This window comes from Campylobacter sp. JMF_01 NE2 (assembly GCF_027737365.1).
GTDB lineage: Bacteria > Campylobacterota > Campylobacteria > Campylobacterales > Campylobacteraceae > Campylobacter_B.
In genome coordinates, this window is record NZ_JAOVTR010000007.1 from 29,076 (window position 1) to 44,676 (window position 15,601).

Here is a 15,601-nt window from a genome sequence, read left to right on the forward strand (position 1 = left end):
ATTTTCAAATTTAAGGATTTATTATGAAAAAGAAAATTTTACTTTCAGCGCTTTTTGGTGCAGTGATTTTCACAGGTTGCGCCACAGAAAAGCAAAGAGTCATCGAAACACCCGTCTCGCAAGTCGCACTTAGCCCATATCACGGCGAAAAAGTAGCCGTCAGCGTGGGTAGATTCGCAAATCAATCGACCTATAATAGCGGTATTTTCTCAGACGGCGAGGATAGGCTAGGAAGCCAAGCTTTGAGTATTTTAATCACAAATTTACAGCAAAGCGGGCGTTTTAATGTCTTAGAGCGCACAAATTTAGAGGCGATGAAACAAGAGAGCAAAATTTCGAAAAAAGCTCAAAGCCTAAAAGGGGCGAAATACATCATCACAGGCGATGTCGTGGAGTTTGGCAGAAAAACTGTCGGTGATCATCAGCTTTTTGGAATTTTGGGCAAAGGCAAAACTCAAATCGCATACGCCAAAGTCAATCTTAATGTCGTAAATGTCGCTACTAGCGAGGTCGTGTATTCAAGCAGCGGCGCTGGTGAGTATTCGCTAAGCAACCGCGAAGTTATCGGCTTTGGTGGCACGGCTGGATACGACGCTACGCTAAATGGAAAAGTCCTAAGCTTAGCGATCAAAGAAGCCAGCGACAAACTAGCCCTTGGCGTCGATAATAAGGCGTTTTAATGAAAAATTTAATTTTTGCATTTTGTCTCGGGGTGCTTTTAGTAGGGTGCGCTGGCGGTGGCAGACAGAGTCTGTATCACTGGGACGGCGAGTATCAAAAATCGCTTTATTTATATCTTAACGAAGAGGGCGACATAAACGAGCAAATTTCATCGTTAGAGAAATCTATTGCCAAAGCAGAAGCTAGCGCGAAAAAGGTTCCGCCAGGGCTTTATGCGCATGTGGGGCTTTTATACAATGCGCTAGGAAATACAGCCGCAGCTAAGTCGTATTTCCAAAAAGAAGCCACAGCGTTCCCGCAATCAAGGGGATATATGGAGTTTTTGCTCAGTGATAAAAAAGCTAAAAAGGGTGCAAAATGAAAAATAAATTTATAAATTTGGCTATATTTTGCCTCGTATTTTTACTTTCTGGTTGCGCAAACAACGCTCCCAAGACCGATTATTCAGCATTTTTGCAAAAAAAGCCAACCTCGATTTTAGTCTTAATGCCGACAAACGAATCCGTTGAGGTTAAGGGCGCAAGCGCGGTTTTGGCTCACAGCGTAATGCCTTTAAGCGAGGCTGGATATTATGTCCTGCCTGTAAGCGTGGCGCACGAGACTTTCAAAAGCAACGGCCTTAGCGAAGCGGGCGAAATCCACGCCGTTTCAGCAGCTAAATTAAAAGAGATTTTTGGCGCAGACGCCGCGCTGTATCTAAAAGTCCTACAATACGGTTCGAGCTACAAGGTCGTTTCTAGCAACACTATCGTTAGCGTCGAAGGAAGGCTAGTCGATTTAGGCTCTGGTGCGACGCTGTGGCAAAAGACAGCCTCAGCCCAAAGTGGCTCAGGGAGTGGTGGCGGAAATCTTTTTGTGATGCTAATTTCGGCCGCGATAGAGCAAATCGCGTCAAGTATCTCGGATAAAAGCTACGATGTATCGGCTATGAGCGACGCTTTGCTTTTAGGGCAAGACTGCAACGATTGCTTGCTTTATGGCCCACTTTCGCCAAATTTTGGCAAAGATAAACAACTGCAAAAAAATTAGTTTTCGCTGGGCAAATTTATCAAATTTGGTAAATTTGCCCTATTTGTTGCCAAGAGAAATTGTGTAGCAGTTTCGTGGCAACCTATGAGTTTTAAAAATTCAAATGCTGAAATTGCAAAATTTAAAATTCTGCGAAAATTCGTAATAATACTGTGTAAAAAAATTGTAAATTTTAAAATTTATATTTGAAAAATTAAAAGACACCCTAAGGTATCTTAAAATCATTGAAGATCTTGGGTGATTTGGGCCAACCAAGCCTTTATGCGACCTTCTGTTAGGGCGCTTTGGTTGTCGTTATCGAGGGCAAGGCCTACGAATTTCCCGTCTTTTATGGCTTTGCTTGCGCTAAATTCATAACCCTCAGTCGGCACCGCGCCTATGATTTTTGCGCCAGCGGTTTTAAATCTGGCATATAATTCCGCCATTGCGTTGCAGTATGCGCCAGCATAGCTCGAACTATCGCCCATGCCAAAAATCGCCACTGTTTTGCCAGCTATATTAATCGCGAGCGAATCAAAATCGAAGGCCGCCCAATCGTCTTGGAGTTCGCCATCGTTCCAAGTAGAGCTTCCTACGATGAGTGCGGTGTAGTTTGCGAGGTCCGCTGGCGTGATATCTGCTACATTTTTGATTTCATTTACTATGCCTAAATTTTCGCTTATGAGTTTCGCGGCTGCTTCTGTGTTTCCCATCGAGCTACCGTAGATAATGCCTATCATTTAAAATCCTTTATAAGCTAAATTTTGAGGGTCTATATTACTAATTTTGCTATGAATTTATACTTAAATTTGATGATTAATTCGCATACAAATCGCGCAAAAATGCGAAATTTGGATTTCGCAGGAAGTGCGATAAAATCGTGGTTTGGTTAAATTTAGCAAATTTTAAAAGGGCTAAATTTGGGGTTTCGCAAAAGCTAAATTCCACCCAAAATTTCAGCGAGAAATTTGGGCGAAATTTTAGATTAATCGTTTTTGTCTTTATCGCAACAAAAGCTGTTTTTTAGCCCGAAAATCTTGCAATACTCGCAAAATACACAGCTCACGCTTCGTTTCGCGCATACAAGCGGGATATTGCGCTTTTTGACTTCGCTTTTTATTTTTTTCATCGTGTTGTGGTTTAAAAAACTAGTTAGCATTACCACGCAATCGGTGTTTTGTGGGATTGGTTTGCGATTGACGCGGTTTTCGTTGCGTGCGTCCCAATGCTCGATATGCGTCGCGCCAAGATTGTGCAAAACAGCCTTTATCGGAGTGATTTCATCTGCGCCTATTACTAAAACACTCATTTTATCCCCTTTTGTTTTGATATTGGTTATTATAACACAAAAAATTTAAAACTTTCTGATAATGGATATAAAAATCTCAGAATTTTTATAAATTTAAAAAGGCTAAATTTAGGGAATTTTGAAAGAATAAAGAAAAAAGGTTGCGGTAAATTTACCGCAACCTGCGAGATTAAATCTCGTCTGAATAATCAGAATTTGCTAAGCGTTTTAGCTGTCTGTATCGTTTTTGAGAGTCTTGTTTGTTTTTAGCATAAAGCTCGTCAGCGTGCTCTGGGTTGTTTTTCCTTAGAGCGTTGTAGCGAACTTCGTTCATCAAAAAGCTCTCGTATAGATCCCAATCAGGCTCTTTTGAGCTGATTTTTAGTGGGTTTTGACCAGCGTCTGCTAAGCGTGGATCGAAGGTATAAGTTGGCCAGTAACCGCATTTTGTCGCAAGCTCAGCTTGTGCGCCAGAGTGGTTTAGACCGCCTTTGATACCATGAGCGATACAAGGGCAGTAGCAGATGATGAGCGATGGACCATCATAAGCCTCTGCTTCCAAAATCGCTTTTATTGTAGCAGCTTGGCTAGCGTTTGAGTTGATTTGAGCTACGAAAATATTTCCGTAAGTCATAGCGATTTGTCCCAAATCTTTCTTTTGAACTGCTTTTCCGCCAGCTGTGAATTGAGCGATAGAGCCACGGCGGCTAGCTTTTGAGCTTTGGCCACCTGTGTTTGAATAAACCTCAGTGTTTAGAACCAAAACATTTACATTTTCGCCACTAGCTAAAACATGATCAAGTCCGCCGTATCCGATATCATAACCCCAGCCGTCGCCACCGATAATCCATTGTGATTTTTTGCTTAGGTAAGATTTTCTCTCTAAAATTTCACTAACGCCCTTAACGCCTTTGTTTTGCTCTAAGATTGGGATTAGTTTGTCTGTGACTTCGCGAGATTTTACAGTGTCGTTGCGATTTTCGATCCAGTCATTATATAGAGCTTTTAGCGCGTTTGGAGCTTCTTCCATTGTATTTAGCATAACATCTTCGATTTTATGGCGAATTGTCTCAGTTGCTACCTTCATACCAAGGCCGAATTCTGCGTTGTCTTCGAATAGTGAGTTTGCCCATGCGACACCGCGTCCGTTTGCGTCTTTGCGGTATGGAGTCGAAGGAGCAGAACCGCCATAAATCGAGCTACAACCTGTCGCATTTGCTACAATCATGTGATCGCCAAATAATCTTGTGATAAGTGTGATGTATGGAGTCTCGCCGCAACCTGGGCATGCGCCGTGGAATTCGAAATATGGTCTAGCAAAGCCGACATTTTTGACATTGTTTTTCGGTGCCAAATCATCTTTGTAGCGAACATTTTCAAATAAATAATCAGCGCTTGTTTGCTCGCCTTTATCCATTTCTTCGCCAAGTGGAACCATAACCAAAGATTTCTCTTTGCTTGGGCAGTTTTCAGCACAAAGCGCACAACCGGTGCAATCTAGCGGGCTTACTTGAATTTTATATTTCATACCTGCAAAATCTTTGCCTTTTGCGTCAAGTAGGTGCTCTTTTGTGTATTGTGGAGCGTTTGCTACATCGTTTTCATCTAGCAAGAACGGTCTGATTACAGCGTGTGGGCAGACGAACGCGCATTGGTTACATTGGATACAATTTGCCTCAATCCATTTTGGCACAAGCACGCCTACGCCGCGTTTTTCGTATTTTGTAGTGCCTGCTTCAAATGAGCCGTCTTCGTGTCCGATAAATGCTGATACTGGTAAATCGTTACCGCGCGCTGCATTTACAGGTTTTACGATTTTTTCGACGAATTCTGTGCCTTTGTATCCTACGCTATCAGATTTTACTTCGTCTTTCAAATTTGCCCATGCAGGATCTACTGGGACTTGGACTAAGCCGTCAGCGCCCTTATCAATCGCATCGTAGTTCATTTGCACGATTGCGTCGCCTTTTTTAGCGTATGATTTGTATGCAAATTCCTTCATATATTTTTGAGCTTCTTCAAACGGAATAATTTTTGCTAGTTTGAAAAACGCTGATTGCATAATGGTATTTGTGCGGTTGCCTAGTCCGATTTCGTGGGCTAGTTTAGTAGCGTTTAAAATGTAGAATTTAACATTTTTTTGCGCTAGGATTCTTTTTACTTTGTTTGGTATTTTTTTGATAGTTTCCTCTGCGTCCCAGATTGAGTTCAAAAGGAAGGTTCCGCCGTTTTTAATACCGTCGATTACATCGTAAATTTCAAGATATGCTGCTACTGAACAGGCTACGAAATTTGGATTTGAAACTAGGTAAGTTGAGCGGATTGGTTTTTTACCAAATCTTAGGTGTGAGCGTGTGTAACCGCCTGATTTTTTGCTATCGTAAGCAAAATATGCTTGCGCATAAAGATCTGTTTTATCGCCGATAATTTTGATTGAGTTTTTGTTCGCACCGACTGTGCCGTCTGCGCCAAGTCCGTAGAAAAGACACTCGATCTCATCTGCTTCGCCAAGAGAAATTTTCTCGCCAACTGGCAATGATAGGAAGGTTACATCGTCTTCGATACCCACAGTGAAGCCATTTTTTGGTTGGTCTGATTTTAGGTTGTCAAATACAGCGATCATTTGAGCTGGATCGACATCTTTTGAGCTTAGGCCATAGCGTCCGCCGATGATTAGTGGAGCTTTTTTGCTGCCATAAAATGCTGATTTGATATCTAGGTATAGTGGCTCGCCGATACTTCCTGGCTCTTTTGTTCTATCTAAAACGCAAATTCTCTCTACTGATTCTGGTAGGACAGCAAATAGGTGTTTTACGCTAAATGGTCTGTAAAGATGAACTTTGATAACGCCAACTTTTTCGCCTTTTGAATTTAGATAATCAACTACCTCTTCAAGAGTTTGATTTACTGAACCCATTGCGACTACAACGCTTGTAGCGTCTTTTGCGCCATAGTAAGTGAAAGGCTTATACTCTCTGCCTGTGATTTTTGAAATTTTTTCCATATAATCAGCTACGATATCTGGCAAAGCGTCGTAGAATTTGTTTGTTAGCTCTCTTGTTTGGAAGTAAATGTCATCGTTTTGAGCTGTTCCGCGAGTTTTTGGGTGCTCTGGGTTTAGCGCATTATCACGGAAAGCCTTAACTGCGTCATAATCGAGCAATTTGTCAAATTCAGCGTAATCCATAACCTCGACTTTTTGAATTTCGTGGCTTGTGCGGAAGCCGTCGAAGAAGTGTAGGAAAGGAACGCGACCTTTAATCGCTGCTAGGTGAGCGATACCGCCTAGATCCATTACTTCTTGCACGCTGTCGCTTGCTAGCATAGCAAAGCCTGTTTGGCGACATGCATAGACATCTTGGTGATCACCAAAGATAGAAAGGGCTTGCGCTGCAAGGGCTCTGGCTGCTACATGGATAACGCCTGGTAGCATTTGTCCAGCGATTTTATACATATTTGGAATTTTAAGTAGTAAGCCTTGTGAAGCTGTGTAAGTTGTAGTAAGCGCACCAGCTTGTAGTGAGCCATGCACTGTTCCAGCGGCACCTGCCTCGCTTTGCATTTCTACGACTTTAACTGGCATACCAAAAAGGTTTTTCATGCCTTTTGCAGCCCACATATCTGTATAATCAGCCATTGGTGAGCTAGGTGTGATAGGGTAAATTCCTGCAACCTCGGTAAAAGCGTAAGAAACATAAGCCGCGGCTTCGTTTCCGTCCATAGTTTTCATAACTTTTCCCATATTTTCTCCTTACTGTTCGGGATTGTGTAAAACCTGTAAATTTTAGCTAAAAGTTGCTTAATTTGTTGTAAGTAATTAAAATAAAAATGAAATTTTACGGATACAAATTCAACTGAATTTAAGTAAAAGGAGTAAAATTTACTCCTCTTTTTTGCGCTCCCAAACACGCTTTTTACCGAAGGTTACGACATTATCGGTTAGCTTCATCCAATCAAGCCTAATGGCAAAAAGCTCAGGCTTCATCGCCTTGGCAACGGCAAATCTTTTGAAGTAAATTTTAGCCTCGTTTTCATCTGCGCTACGAATTTTGCCTCTAAACTGAATTCCTTTAATCCTAGAAATGATTTTGGTATCCAAAGCAATCGTGCCAGAGACGAAACGATTGGTAAAAAGTGCCTTTATGTGCGTAGAATCTTCATGCCCTGAGAAAATCAAGGTTTTATTGTCTTTATCGTAAGCGTAAAATGCGTTTGAGCAATACGGCAGATTTTCGACTAGCACGGCGATTGACATAAGCTTCATTTTGCTTAAAAATAGGTCAAATTTATCCATAAATCCCCCTGTAAAATTTAAAATTTCAAAAATTTGAGTAATTATACCTACATTTTCTTTTATGCGCTATAATTTCGCGCTAAATTTAGGAGAAGTTATGGAAAATTATAAAAAAATAAAAGAGATGTTTTTAATGCAACAACGCCTAAACGACGAAACTAACGGCGTGGGCTGGGAGGACGGATACACCAAAAACGGCAAACTAATCAACTGGAAGCGTTGCATTTATATGGAGTGTGCTGAGCTAATCGATAGCTTTGCGTGGAAGCATTGGAAAAACATCGCCGCAGCCCCTGATATAGATAATATCGTCATTGAAATCGTGGATATCTGGCACTTTGTGATGAGCTATGTTTTGGAACAAAACAAAAATTTAAAGAGCATTGATGAGATTGCTAGCGAAGTAATCAGCGTAAGCGCGTTTAGAGAATTTAGCGCGCACCGCGCGAATATCGAGGATTACTCGATTTATGAAATCGTAAATGATATCGAGCTTTTGATTCACGAGACGAGCGGATTTAATTTTAGCGTGGGTTCTCTTTTGCAGGATTATTTCAGAGTGGCGATTAAGTGCGGGGTAAATTTGGAGGTGCTTTTCGCCAAATATATCGGCAAAAATGTGCTAAATAAATTCCGCCAAGACAACGGCTACAAAGAGGGCAGCTACCGCAAAATTTGGAACGGCAAAGAGGATAATGTCGTTTTGGTCGAAATTTTAAATAGTGGCGTTTTGGAAGTGGGCGAAATTTACGCAAATTTAGAAAAAGCCTATAAAAACAGCGAAATTTAAAGAAATTTAATGGGTAAAATTTTTCGCCTCTCAATCAAAGATTTTTTTACGAAAAAATTCATCACCCTTTCGCTTTTGCCGTTTTTTTGCGCACTTTTGGTGCTTGGGTATTTTATGTATTTTGGCGGAAGCGAGATTTTTGCCCTGCTCGAAGAGGGGGCAAAAAGCGGTAATTTTAGCTTTTTGGACGAAGCAAGATTTCCACTGATTGCAAAACTTTTAGCGTTTGGCGCCACAAAATGGATAATCGGCGTGATTTTTTACACCTTTGGGACATTTTTGGTGCTTATGCTAAGCGTGTTTTGCGCGCTTTTTATCGCTGGATTTCTCACGCCGATTGTTACAAAAGAGATAAATTTAAGACACTACCATTTAGAGCGCGCCGATGAGCCAAATTTGGGGCGAGTGCTAACCCTAATGGCGATTGAAATTTTAAAATTTATTGGAATTTTACTGCTTTGCTTGCTACTTTTAGCAGTTCCCTTAATAAATCTTTTTGTGATAAATATACCATTTTTTTATATTTATTATAAACTCATTTTAATCGATGTCGCTTCAAATACACTAGATAAAAAAAGCTTTGAGAAATGCTATAAAAAGGGCGGTGGGTATAAATTTATGCTTAGCGTGTTTTTGTTTTATTTAGCGTGTTTGATTCCGCTTGTGGGTCTGTTTTTCCAGCTGTTTTTTATCATATACTTATCGCATATAATATTTTTATCGCAACTAAAATTTAAAAAAATTAATGCAAATCAATGAAATTTATGCCAAATTTGTATAAAATAGCGGTTTAGTTCATTTCAAAGGATTTCTCATGAAAACTGGCAATGTCTATATCTGCAATATCTGCTCACTCAAAAGTAGCGATGACGAAAACGCTGTATTCATCAAAGCCCACAAAAACGGCGAAACCGTGCATATTTGCACCGCCTGTATGCCAAGCGTAATACACGGCTCTGGTATGATTGTAAAAAGCAACGCTGAACTAGAATCTGAATTTTTTGAAGAGTTTAAAAAACACACAAAATAAAAATTTGGCAAATTTTAAAATTTGCCAAATTTAGCCTAAAATCCCTTTAACTTTTTTAGCTCTGGATCGATTATGAGTTTGTTGCCCTCGCTATCGACGGCTACATAGGTTACTTCTGCGCTTGTTACATGCTGGCAAATGCGAGAGCGCGACTCTTTGCAATACCTCTCGGCTGTGACATTTACCAAAACCGTAATCGAAGTGTTGCCGATTTTGGTCACGGTTGCGTGGCAAGTGACTAAATCTCCCACGAAAACAGGCTGTTTGAAAATCACCTCTTTCATCGATATCGTAACCACGCGCTCAGGCGCAAACTCCCTTGCTGCGACCGTTCCAGCTAAATCAATCTGCGATAAAATCCACCCGCCAAAGATGTTTCCGGCTGGGTTAGTATCTGTTGGCATAGCGATGATTTTTATAACTGCTTCGCCCATGTGTTCCATATTTTCTCCTTATTTGTAAATTTAAGCTTGGCATTGTAGCAAAGCCAGATTAAATAAAAAGTTACTAAAACTCTCTTAAAAAAAATTTTGCTAAAATTAGCCAAAATTTTAAAGGGAAAAATATGAATAATTTCGATCGATTAAATGAATTGGTAAGCGAAACGAAGGCAAATTTAAACGCACTTTATGCAAACTCAGATAGCGAAATCATAAAACAAGGTCTGCAAATTTGCGAATTTAGCGACACGCAAAGCGCGAAAATCGCGGTTTTAAGGCGCATCGTGGATTTAAAAGAAGAAGCGATGATGCAAGAATTTCGCAAGCTAGGCTATGACGCAAACAAACAAAGCCTGCTACGCGAAAAAATGTATGATTATGTCAGGCAAATACACTCTGACATGCACGCCGCGCTTATCGCAAAAGCAGAAGAGGAAAAAATTTTAAACCCATTTTATTTAGAACTTATCAAAAGCGTGCATAAAATCGGACTTGTAATCAATCAAATGCAAAAAAGCTGGCAAAAACTCATCATCGACACTAACAACAAACGCTTGGAGATGAATTTCGCCAGTATCGCGGACGCCAAAGAGTATCTTTTCGAAAACGAGCTTTTACAGCGCACGCCACACGATGAAATTTGTGATCGTTGCTATGGCGCGATTATCCAAGATAGCGAGGGCAAATTTGTCATGGCACCCTATGCTGTGGCGTTTGAAGAGGATAGCAAGGAGTTAATCGGCACATTTAATAAGGCTATTTTAGAACTCGAAGAATTAGCAAGTAATGCCGAGGAGCGGGCATATATCTACTATCTAGCCAAGCTTCGCACAGCCTTTGCCGAGCGCAACAATGTCTTTGTAATCGGCGCGTGGCGGGACGCTGAAATGGCGTGGATGGAGACCAAATCCCCGATACAAATCGGCCACCCGCTTGAATACTACGAGGATAACTACACACACGCAGTCGCGCTAGAATGGGACATCAGACTATCTCAGCCGACTAGGTTTGACTCGGATAAATTTAAGGCCGAAATAAGTGCTAGTTTTGATAAAATTTACAAACAAATCGGCGCAAATAGCCCTGTAATGCGCTCACTCGTGCTTTCAAATATTGATAAAACCCAGCTTTATATCTCCACGCCGATGATTTATTACGGCGCGGATTTAAACGGACTATTTTCGGCGCAGGTTGTGCCAAATGACGAATTTGTCAGCACAAACTGCGGAAAGAAAATTTTCGCATTTGTAAATTTTGTCTATGAAAGCGCCAAAGCCAAGCCGTTTATGAAAATTTCATCGCAAATTTTCGATTTAGACTATCTAAATTTCGGGCGCGAAATTTTATTCAAACAGCCTAAAATTTGGCGTATGGTTTATGAAATCTCCACAATCGGCCACGAGTTTGGTCATATATTTTTCATCGACGAGGACACAGAGTCGCTGATGAATAAATCAGGCGCTTTCAAGCTCGTCGAAGAATACAAGGCCACCACAGGCGGACTAATCAACTTCTTTTTCAACGAAAAACCAGAAATGCGCTTGCCGGTCCTTGACGAGCTAATCCGCCGTAGCGTGGGGCTCATCGCGTGGCAAAGGGTAAATGATGTGAGGCCGTATTATTGCGAGGGGCTAATTCATCTGACGCTACTATTCCGCGCTGGCGTGCTGAAATTTGACGGCGCGAAGCTTGCGGTCGATTTCAGTGAGGCGGGGTATGAGAGATTTAAGGAAATTTGCCTGAAAAATTATGAAATTTTAGCGAGCACTTATTACAAAAAGCTCGATGCTTACGACTTTTTGGACGGATTTGTCGAAAATACTAGCGGCGTGTATCTGCCAAAAGACGCAGTGTGCAGGGAGTTTGTGGAGTTTTACTACGCGCTTTATGAAAAAATCGGCAATGAAATCGACGAGAGTGGCGAGCACGAAAAATGGGTAAATTAGTGTCAAATTTAGCCTTTTTGAGTTTTTAAACACTGCGCCTGAGATTTGAAATTTGCCAAATTTGTCATTGTGAAGAGCGACAGCGACGAAGCAATCTACAAGTTTAAAATTTAAAGTATGCGAATTTGCTGTCATTGCGAGGCGATTTATCGCCGAAGCAATCCAGTAAAATTTAAAGCAAAATTCAACCTAAATTTAGCATTGAATTATTTTTTAAATTTTAGGCTAAATTTTGAAATTCTCCGTAAGGGGGAGGGCGCGCTTTTTAGGAGACGCTACCCTCCCCCTTACCAACCCCCACCCCTGTAAAACCTTAGAAGTGGCTAAATTTAAAGCGAAGCTTTAAATTTAGCTAGTTTTATTTTACTGAAATGCTTCGCATTTCTTTGAAATTTCAAACCATAAAAAAAACCAGGGATTGCTCCCTGGTTAGGGTTAAATTTTAGAAATTTGGCAAAATTTTAAATTTTGCCAAATTTAACTAAAATGCAATGCTAAGTGCCATTTGTGCGCTTACACCTTCTTGTTTGCCAGCGTATCCTTTTACGCCAGTGTCGAATTTAAGCGTTTCGGTTTTGTATTGATAGCCGATTTCGCCAATTCCTGTTAGGCCTTTTAGATCTGGGCTTAGTATCTCGCCTGTGTTACCATTTGGCACGATAAATCGTCCGCCTGCTTCTGAGCTAAACTCATATTCGCCAGCCAAACCAACGAAGAATTTATTATGCTCATCTATTTTGAAGTTATCTTGCAAGCCAGCCCTAATCTTGTGTGATTGTAGGGCGTCGAAGTGAGTATCAACGCCGTCTATTTTGATATCGGCTGCGTCGATATGAGTGTAGAAATATCTAGCATAAAAATCCAAATCGTTGCTTTCGCTTAGTGGGACGATTTTGCCACCGCCTACATGCACAGCGTAGTATGTAGAGTCTATGCCCCAATCATAGTATTTGCTAGCGCCGTTGAAATTTAGAGTGCCGTCGAAATTTGTAGTTAGCTGACCAACTCTAAATGAGCCCTCGAAGTATGAGCCAGTGGTGTTTTCTTGTTTGCCAAATGCGCCCACACCAGCGTAGTATGCGTCTCCACTGCCCTTGGTGCCGTCATCTAGGTAGGCATCATAATCTACATTGCCGTATTCGATGAAAATACCCATTGTAAATTCGCCCTTGCTATTTGGTGCTTTGCCTGCAAGACCAGCGTTTGCGTTAAAGCCCAAACTATCTACATGAGAGCCTGTGTTGTAGCGTTTGTCGTAACCCTCTACGATAGCATAAGGGAAAAGCTCGGTGTATCCATCAGGTATAATGCGCTCTAAGTGGTTTGAGATGAGATACGAACCCTCCCAAACAGCCGCCATACCAGCAATCCTTGCTTCGTTGAAAATTTTGGTTTGGTCAGTTGGCGTAATCGGTGTCGTTTTATCCACAGATAAATCTAAGGAATTTGTTACATCTATCATTAAAATTGAACCGATTTGATAGTTTGCACTTTTTGGCTTATTATTTGCCAATTCGTTATTACCGTCAAACAAATGCACTCTACCGCCTTGTTTCTCCAAATCATCCAAATTATCGACATATATCATTACATTTGAATTTGATAAGTCCGTATTAGAACCGTCACTTAGTTTGACAGCAGTTGTGCCGACGCCCGGATTTTTAGGCAAGTAGAAATTGATTTTTTCAAAATTTTGCACATCTTTTACTGTGATTTTATCCATTTCGATAGTATTGCTTGAATCTTTACCTATGTTTAGGGTATTTCCGCTTGGGTCGCTACCACCGATTGTGACATTGCTTAAATCAAGCGGTTTGCTCGGGTCTTTTGGATCGATTGTGATTGTGTTATCTATGATATCACCTCCGAATTTTGTAAATTCCTCATCCCCTAGCGTTTTGTCTAGCTTCTCCTCTACCTCGTTTTCAGCCGTGATATAGATATGGTTTTTGTCGCTATCGGCAAACATACCTTGTAAATTTCTAGTGTAAGTTTGGCTATCGATTATACGATATTCATTATTTGTTTGGATGACATTGATTGCGGTTGAGCCGTCTTTTATAGTTTTAGTCTCTTTGCCGTAAGCGTAGTTTTTAAGATCGTTGAAATTTACATTTTCTGCACTATCTGCACTACTAGTGTGAGCGATGAGATACGCTTTTTGATTTGCACTTAATCCATAACTATTCTCTGGATTATATGTGGTGTCATTGATTTGAATTTCAGCCTTGCTTAAATCAGTATTATCATCAGCTGTTAATTTTAAAGCTGCATTATCAGCAGAAGTCGTTTTAGTAATATCGCCTGTAAAATTCATAACCTGAAAGTTAGCTACATTTCCAGCTTCTAACTTAGTAGAATTTACATTTAGAGTATTGCCTGTGCCATTGTTTCCACCATAGATTGTTCCTGTAACTTCACCTTTTTCAAAGTTTGCGATATTGTTATTTGTATCTCCTGATTGGCTATATCCTACATAAATATTACCATCTACTTTATCGCCTTTTATGTTGATAGTATTATTTGAGACTTCGCCGCTACTGCTTTTTCCTACATAGATATTTGTAGCTTTTACATTTGTTACATCTAGTGTATTGTTTGAAATATTTCCGCTATTGCTATTAGCTAAGATGAAATCCCCTGTTATTGTTATGTTCTCAGGCATTGTATAGGTAGCGTTTTCTAAATTTGCAGAATCTGATTTAGCTACTGTTAAAGAGCCTGTTATTTTTTGATTATCTGCATTAACTAATTTATTTGTAGCTATATCTATGCTTCCCTTATCAGTTTGAGCTAGTGTAATATCTGCTGTTACACTAGTATTGTTTAAATCAATGCTATTGCCTGAGACCTTGCCTTTTTGGCTAAATCCACCTATGATTGTAGCGTTTGATAGGTTAGCGTTTTTATTAAGATAGATGTTGTTGTTTTCAACACTATTTTTAGTAGAATCATCACTGTCGCTATATCCGCCGTAAATTGTTTTACCGACTAAATCACCAGCGTTTGCTTCTATAAAGATATGATTATCTTTGTTATCAGGTTTGTCAAATTTGGCAAATTCATCGGTATCAAATTTATCGTTTTCCCAAGTTTCTTTTACTTCATTTGCACCTGTTATATAAAGATCTTGTTTATTTTCGCTTACAAACATACCTGCTAGATTTCTGGTGTAGGTATCTTTGTCTAAAATTTTATAAACTTGATCTGTTTGAAGTGCGCCTACTGCCGTGTCACCATTTCCTACTGTGTTGCCTTGATTTGGCATAGGTTTATTTTCGATTTTATCGTAGTTTGCTAGCTCGTTGTTGTTTTTGTGGATTAGATAGTATTTGCTATCTTTATCTAGTGTGGCGTAGTTTTCTACCTTGTATGGGCTTTTTGAAATATCTATTCTAACTCCGCTTAAATCAGTCGCTTCATCTTTGGTTAGGATTAGGGCTGCATTATCGCTGTTATTCTTAGTAGAAGCTATATCTGCAAAATTCATAATATTAAAGTTAGCTACATTTCCAGCTTCTAACTTAGTAGAATTTACATTTAGAGTATTTTCTTTGCCACTGCCGATACCGCCATGAAGTGTGCCTGTAATCTTGCCTAAGTTAAAATCAGCAATATTTTTATTTGTAGTTTTTCCCTCAGCTACGACTACTTTTGTGCTATCGATTTCACCATTGATTATTAGTTTGTTATCGGTAGCTTCATTTGCACCTTTTGCGACATAGATTTCATTAGCTTTAACATTACCGTTTAGTGTTAGGGTGTTTTTATTTGCATTGCCTAAGCTTTTTGCAGTATAGATATTTCCATCTACATTAATATCATTGTTTAGTGTTAAAGAATTTTCATTTGCACTACCTGTGTTTGTATCTGCTAAGGTAAAATCGCCTGTGATTTTTGCAAATTTTGGCATTTCAAAATTTAAGCCATTTAAATTTGCACTTCCTGTGGATTTAGCAATAGTTACTGAGCCGCCAATCGTAACGCCATCAGCGTTTTTAATATTATCATTTGAAACTTTTACACTTCCCTTATCAGTTTGAGCTAGTGTAATATCTGCTGTTACACTAGTATTGTTTAAATCAATGCTATTGCCTGAGACCTTGCCTTTTTGGCTAAATCCA

General features: G+C 40.0%; 13 protein-coding genes. 7 read left to right on the plus strand and 6 right to left on the minus strand.

Annotation, left to right across the window (positions count from 1 at the left end):
- The first annotated feature begins 23 nt into the window (after window positions 1-23).
- From OFO01_RS08755 to OFO01_RS08765, 3 genes are read left to right on the plus strand one after another with little or no spacing between them, the layout of a single operon-like run.
- Window positions 24-680: a CsgG/HfaB family protein gene (locus tag OFO01_RS08755; protein ID WP_270859927.1), complete on the plus strand. Its 657-nt coding sequence runs from the start codon at window positions 24-26 to the stop codon at window positions 678-680.
- Complete coding sequence (locus tag OFO01_RS08760; protein WP_270859926.1) at window positions 680-1,042, plus strand: DUF4810 domain-containing protein; 363 nt, start codon at window positions 680-682, stop codon at window positions 1,040-1,042. The genes OFO01_RS08755 and OFO01_RS08760 overlap by 1 nt, the downstream gene beginning before the upstream one ends.
- Entirely contained in the window at window positions 1,039-1,710 is a 672-nt protein-coding gene (locus OFO01_RS08765) for a DUF799 domain-containing protein (RefSeq protein ID WP_270859925.1), read from the plus strand. The genes OFO01_RS08760 and OFO01_RS08765 overlap by 4 nt, the downstream gene beginning before the upstream one ends.
- Window positions 1,711-1,931: 221 nt before the next feature.
- Here the strand turns inward: OFO01_RS08765 and OFO01_RS08770 are convergent, their stop codons facing one another.
- From OFO01_RS08770 to OFO01_RS08785, 4 genes are all read right to left on the minus strand, one after another.
- The gene (locus OFO01_RS08770; protein ID WP_270859924.1) at window positions 1,932-2,429 is read right to left on the minus strand and encodes a flavodoxin; all 498 of its coding nucleotides are present in this window, start codon (window positions 2,427-2,429) and stop codon (window positions 1,932-1,934) included.
- 245 nt (window positions 2,430-2,674) lie between these two features.
- Window positions 2,675-2,998 carry a DUF2325 domain-containing protein gene (locus OFO01_RS08775; RefSeq protein WP_270859923.1) on the minus strand — a complete coding sequence of 108 codons (324 nt, stop codon included), beginning with the start codon at window positions 2,996-2,998 and terminating at the stop codon, window positions 2,675-2,677.
- Window positions 2,999-3,167: 169 nt separating this feature from the next.
- Window positions 3,168-6,719, minus strand: a complete 3,552-nt coding sequence (gene nifJ, locus OFO01_RS08780) for a pyruvate:ferredoxin (flavodoxin) oxidoreductase (RefSeq protein WP_270859922.1) — start codon at window positions 6,717-6,719, stop codon at window positions 3,168-3,170.
- Window positions 6,720-6,857: 138 nt separating this feature from the next.
- Entirely contained in the window at window positions 6,858-7,271 is a 414-nt protein-coding gene (locus OFO01_RS08785) for a hypothetical protein (RefSeq protein WP_270859921.1), read from the minus strand.
- 97 nt (window positions 7,272-7,368) lie between these two features.
- Here OFO01_RS08785 and dut point away from each other — a divergent pair, with 97 nt between their 5' ends.
- From dut to OFO01_RS08800, 3 genes are read left to right on the plus strand one after another with little or no spacing between them, the layout of a single operon-like run.
- Window positions 7,369-8,061: a dUTPase gene (gene dut, locus OFO01_RS08790; RefSeq protein WP_270859920.1), complete on the plus strand. Its 693-nt coding sequence runs from the start codon at window positions 7,369-7,371 to the stop codon at window positions 8,059-8,061.
- Between the two features lie 9 nt (window positions 8,062-8,070).
- On the plus strand, window positions 8,071-8,820 hold the full coding sequence (locus tag OFO01_RS08795; RefSeq protein WP_270859919.1) for an EI24 domain-containing protein: 750 nt from the start codon (window positions 8,071-8,073) through the stop codon (window positions 8,818-8,820).
- A gap of 55 nt (window positions 8,821-8,875) precedes the next feature.
- Window positions 8,876-9,091 carry a hypothetical protein gene (locus OFO01_RS08800; protein ID WP_270859918.1) on the plus strand — a complete coding sequence of 72 codons (216 nt, stop codon included), beginning with the start codon at window positions 8,876-8,878 and terminating at the stop codon, window positions 9,089-9,091.
- 35 nt (window positions 9,092-9,126) lie between these two features.
- Here OFO01_RS08800 and OFO01_RS08805 read toward each other — a convergent pair whose 3' ends face one another.
- On the minus strand, window positions 9,127-9,534 hold the full coding sequence (locus OFO01_RS08805; protein WP_270859917.1) for an acyl-CoA thioesterase: 408 nt from the start codon (window positions 9,532-9,534) through the stop codon (window positions 9,127-9,129).
- Window positions 9,535-9,656: 122 nt separating this feature from the next.
- Between OFO01_RS08805 and ciaB the strand changes: the two genes are divergently transcribed.
- Window positions 9,657-11,477 (plus strand): invasion protein CiaB, encoded by a 1,821-nt coding sequence (gene ciaB, locus OFO01_RS08810; RefSeq protein ID WP_270859916.1) that lies wholly within the window; start codon window positions 9,657-9,659, stop codon window positions 11,475-11,477.
- 481 nt (window positions 11,478-11,958) lie between these two features.
- Here ciaB and OFO01_RS08815 read toward each other — a convergent pair.
- Window positions 11,959-15,601, minus strand: a 3,643-nt coding sequence (locus tag OFO01_RS08815) for an autotransporter domain-containing protein (RefSeq protein ID WP_270859915.1), incomplete at its 5' end; no start/stop codon positions are given.

Coding starts and splice junctions, on each gene's coding strand:
- OFO01_RS08755 (WP_270859927.1), top strand. CDS start 24: ATGAAAAAGAAAATTTTACTTTCAGCGCTTTTTGGTGCAGTGATTTTC.
- OFO01_RS08760 (WP_270859926.1), top strand. CDS start 680: ATGAAAAATTTAATTTTTGCATTTTGTCTCGGGGTGCTTTTAGTAGGG.
- OFO01_RS08765 (WP_270859925.1), top strand. CDS start 1,039: ATGAAAAATAAATTTATAAATTTGGCTATATTTTGCCTCGTATTTTTA.
- OFO01_RS08770 (WP_270859924.1), bottom strand. CDS start 2,429: ATGATAGGCATTATCTACGGTAGCTCGATGGGAAACACAGAAGCAGCC.
- OFO01_RS08775 (WP_270859923.1), bottom strand. CDS start 2,998: ATGAGTGTTTTAGTAATAGGCGCAGATGAAATCACTCCGATAAAGGCT.
- nifJ (WP_270859922.1), bottom strand. CDS start 6,719: ATGGGAAAAGTTATGAAAACTATGGACGGAAACGAAGCCGCGGCTTAT.
- OFO01_RS08785 (WP_270859921.1), bottom strand. CDS start 7,271: ATGGATAAATTTGACCTATTTTTAAGCAAAATGAAGCTTATGTCAATC.
- dut (WP_270859920.1), top strand. CDS start 7,369: ATGGAAAATTATAAAAAAATAAAAGAGATGTTTTTAATGCAACAACGC.
- OFO01_RS08795 (WP_270859919.1), top strand. CDS start 8,071: ATGGGTAAAATTTTTCGCCTCTCAATCAAAGATTTTTTTACGAAAAAA.
- OFO01_RS08800 (WP_270859918.1), top strand. CDS start 8,876: ATGAAAACTGGCAATGTCTATATCTGCAATATCTGCTCACTCAAAAGT.
- OFO01_RS08805 (WP_270859917.1), bottom strand. CDS start 9,534: ATGGAACACATGGGCGAAGCAGTTATAAAAATCATCGCTATGCCAACA.
- ciaB (WP_270859916.1), top strand. CDS start 9,657: ATGAATAATTTCGATCGATTAAATGAATTGGTAAGCGAAACGAAGGCA.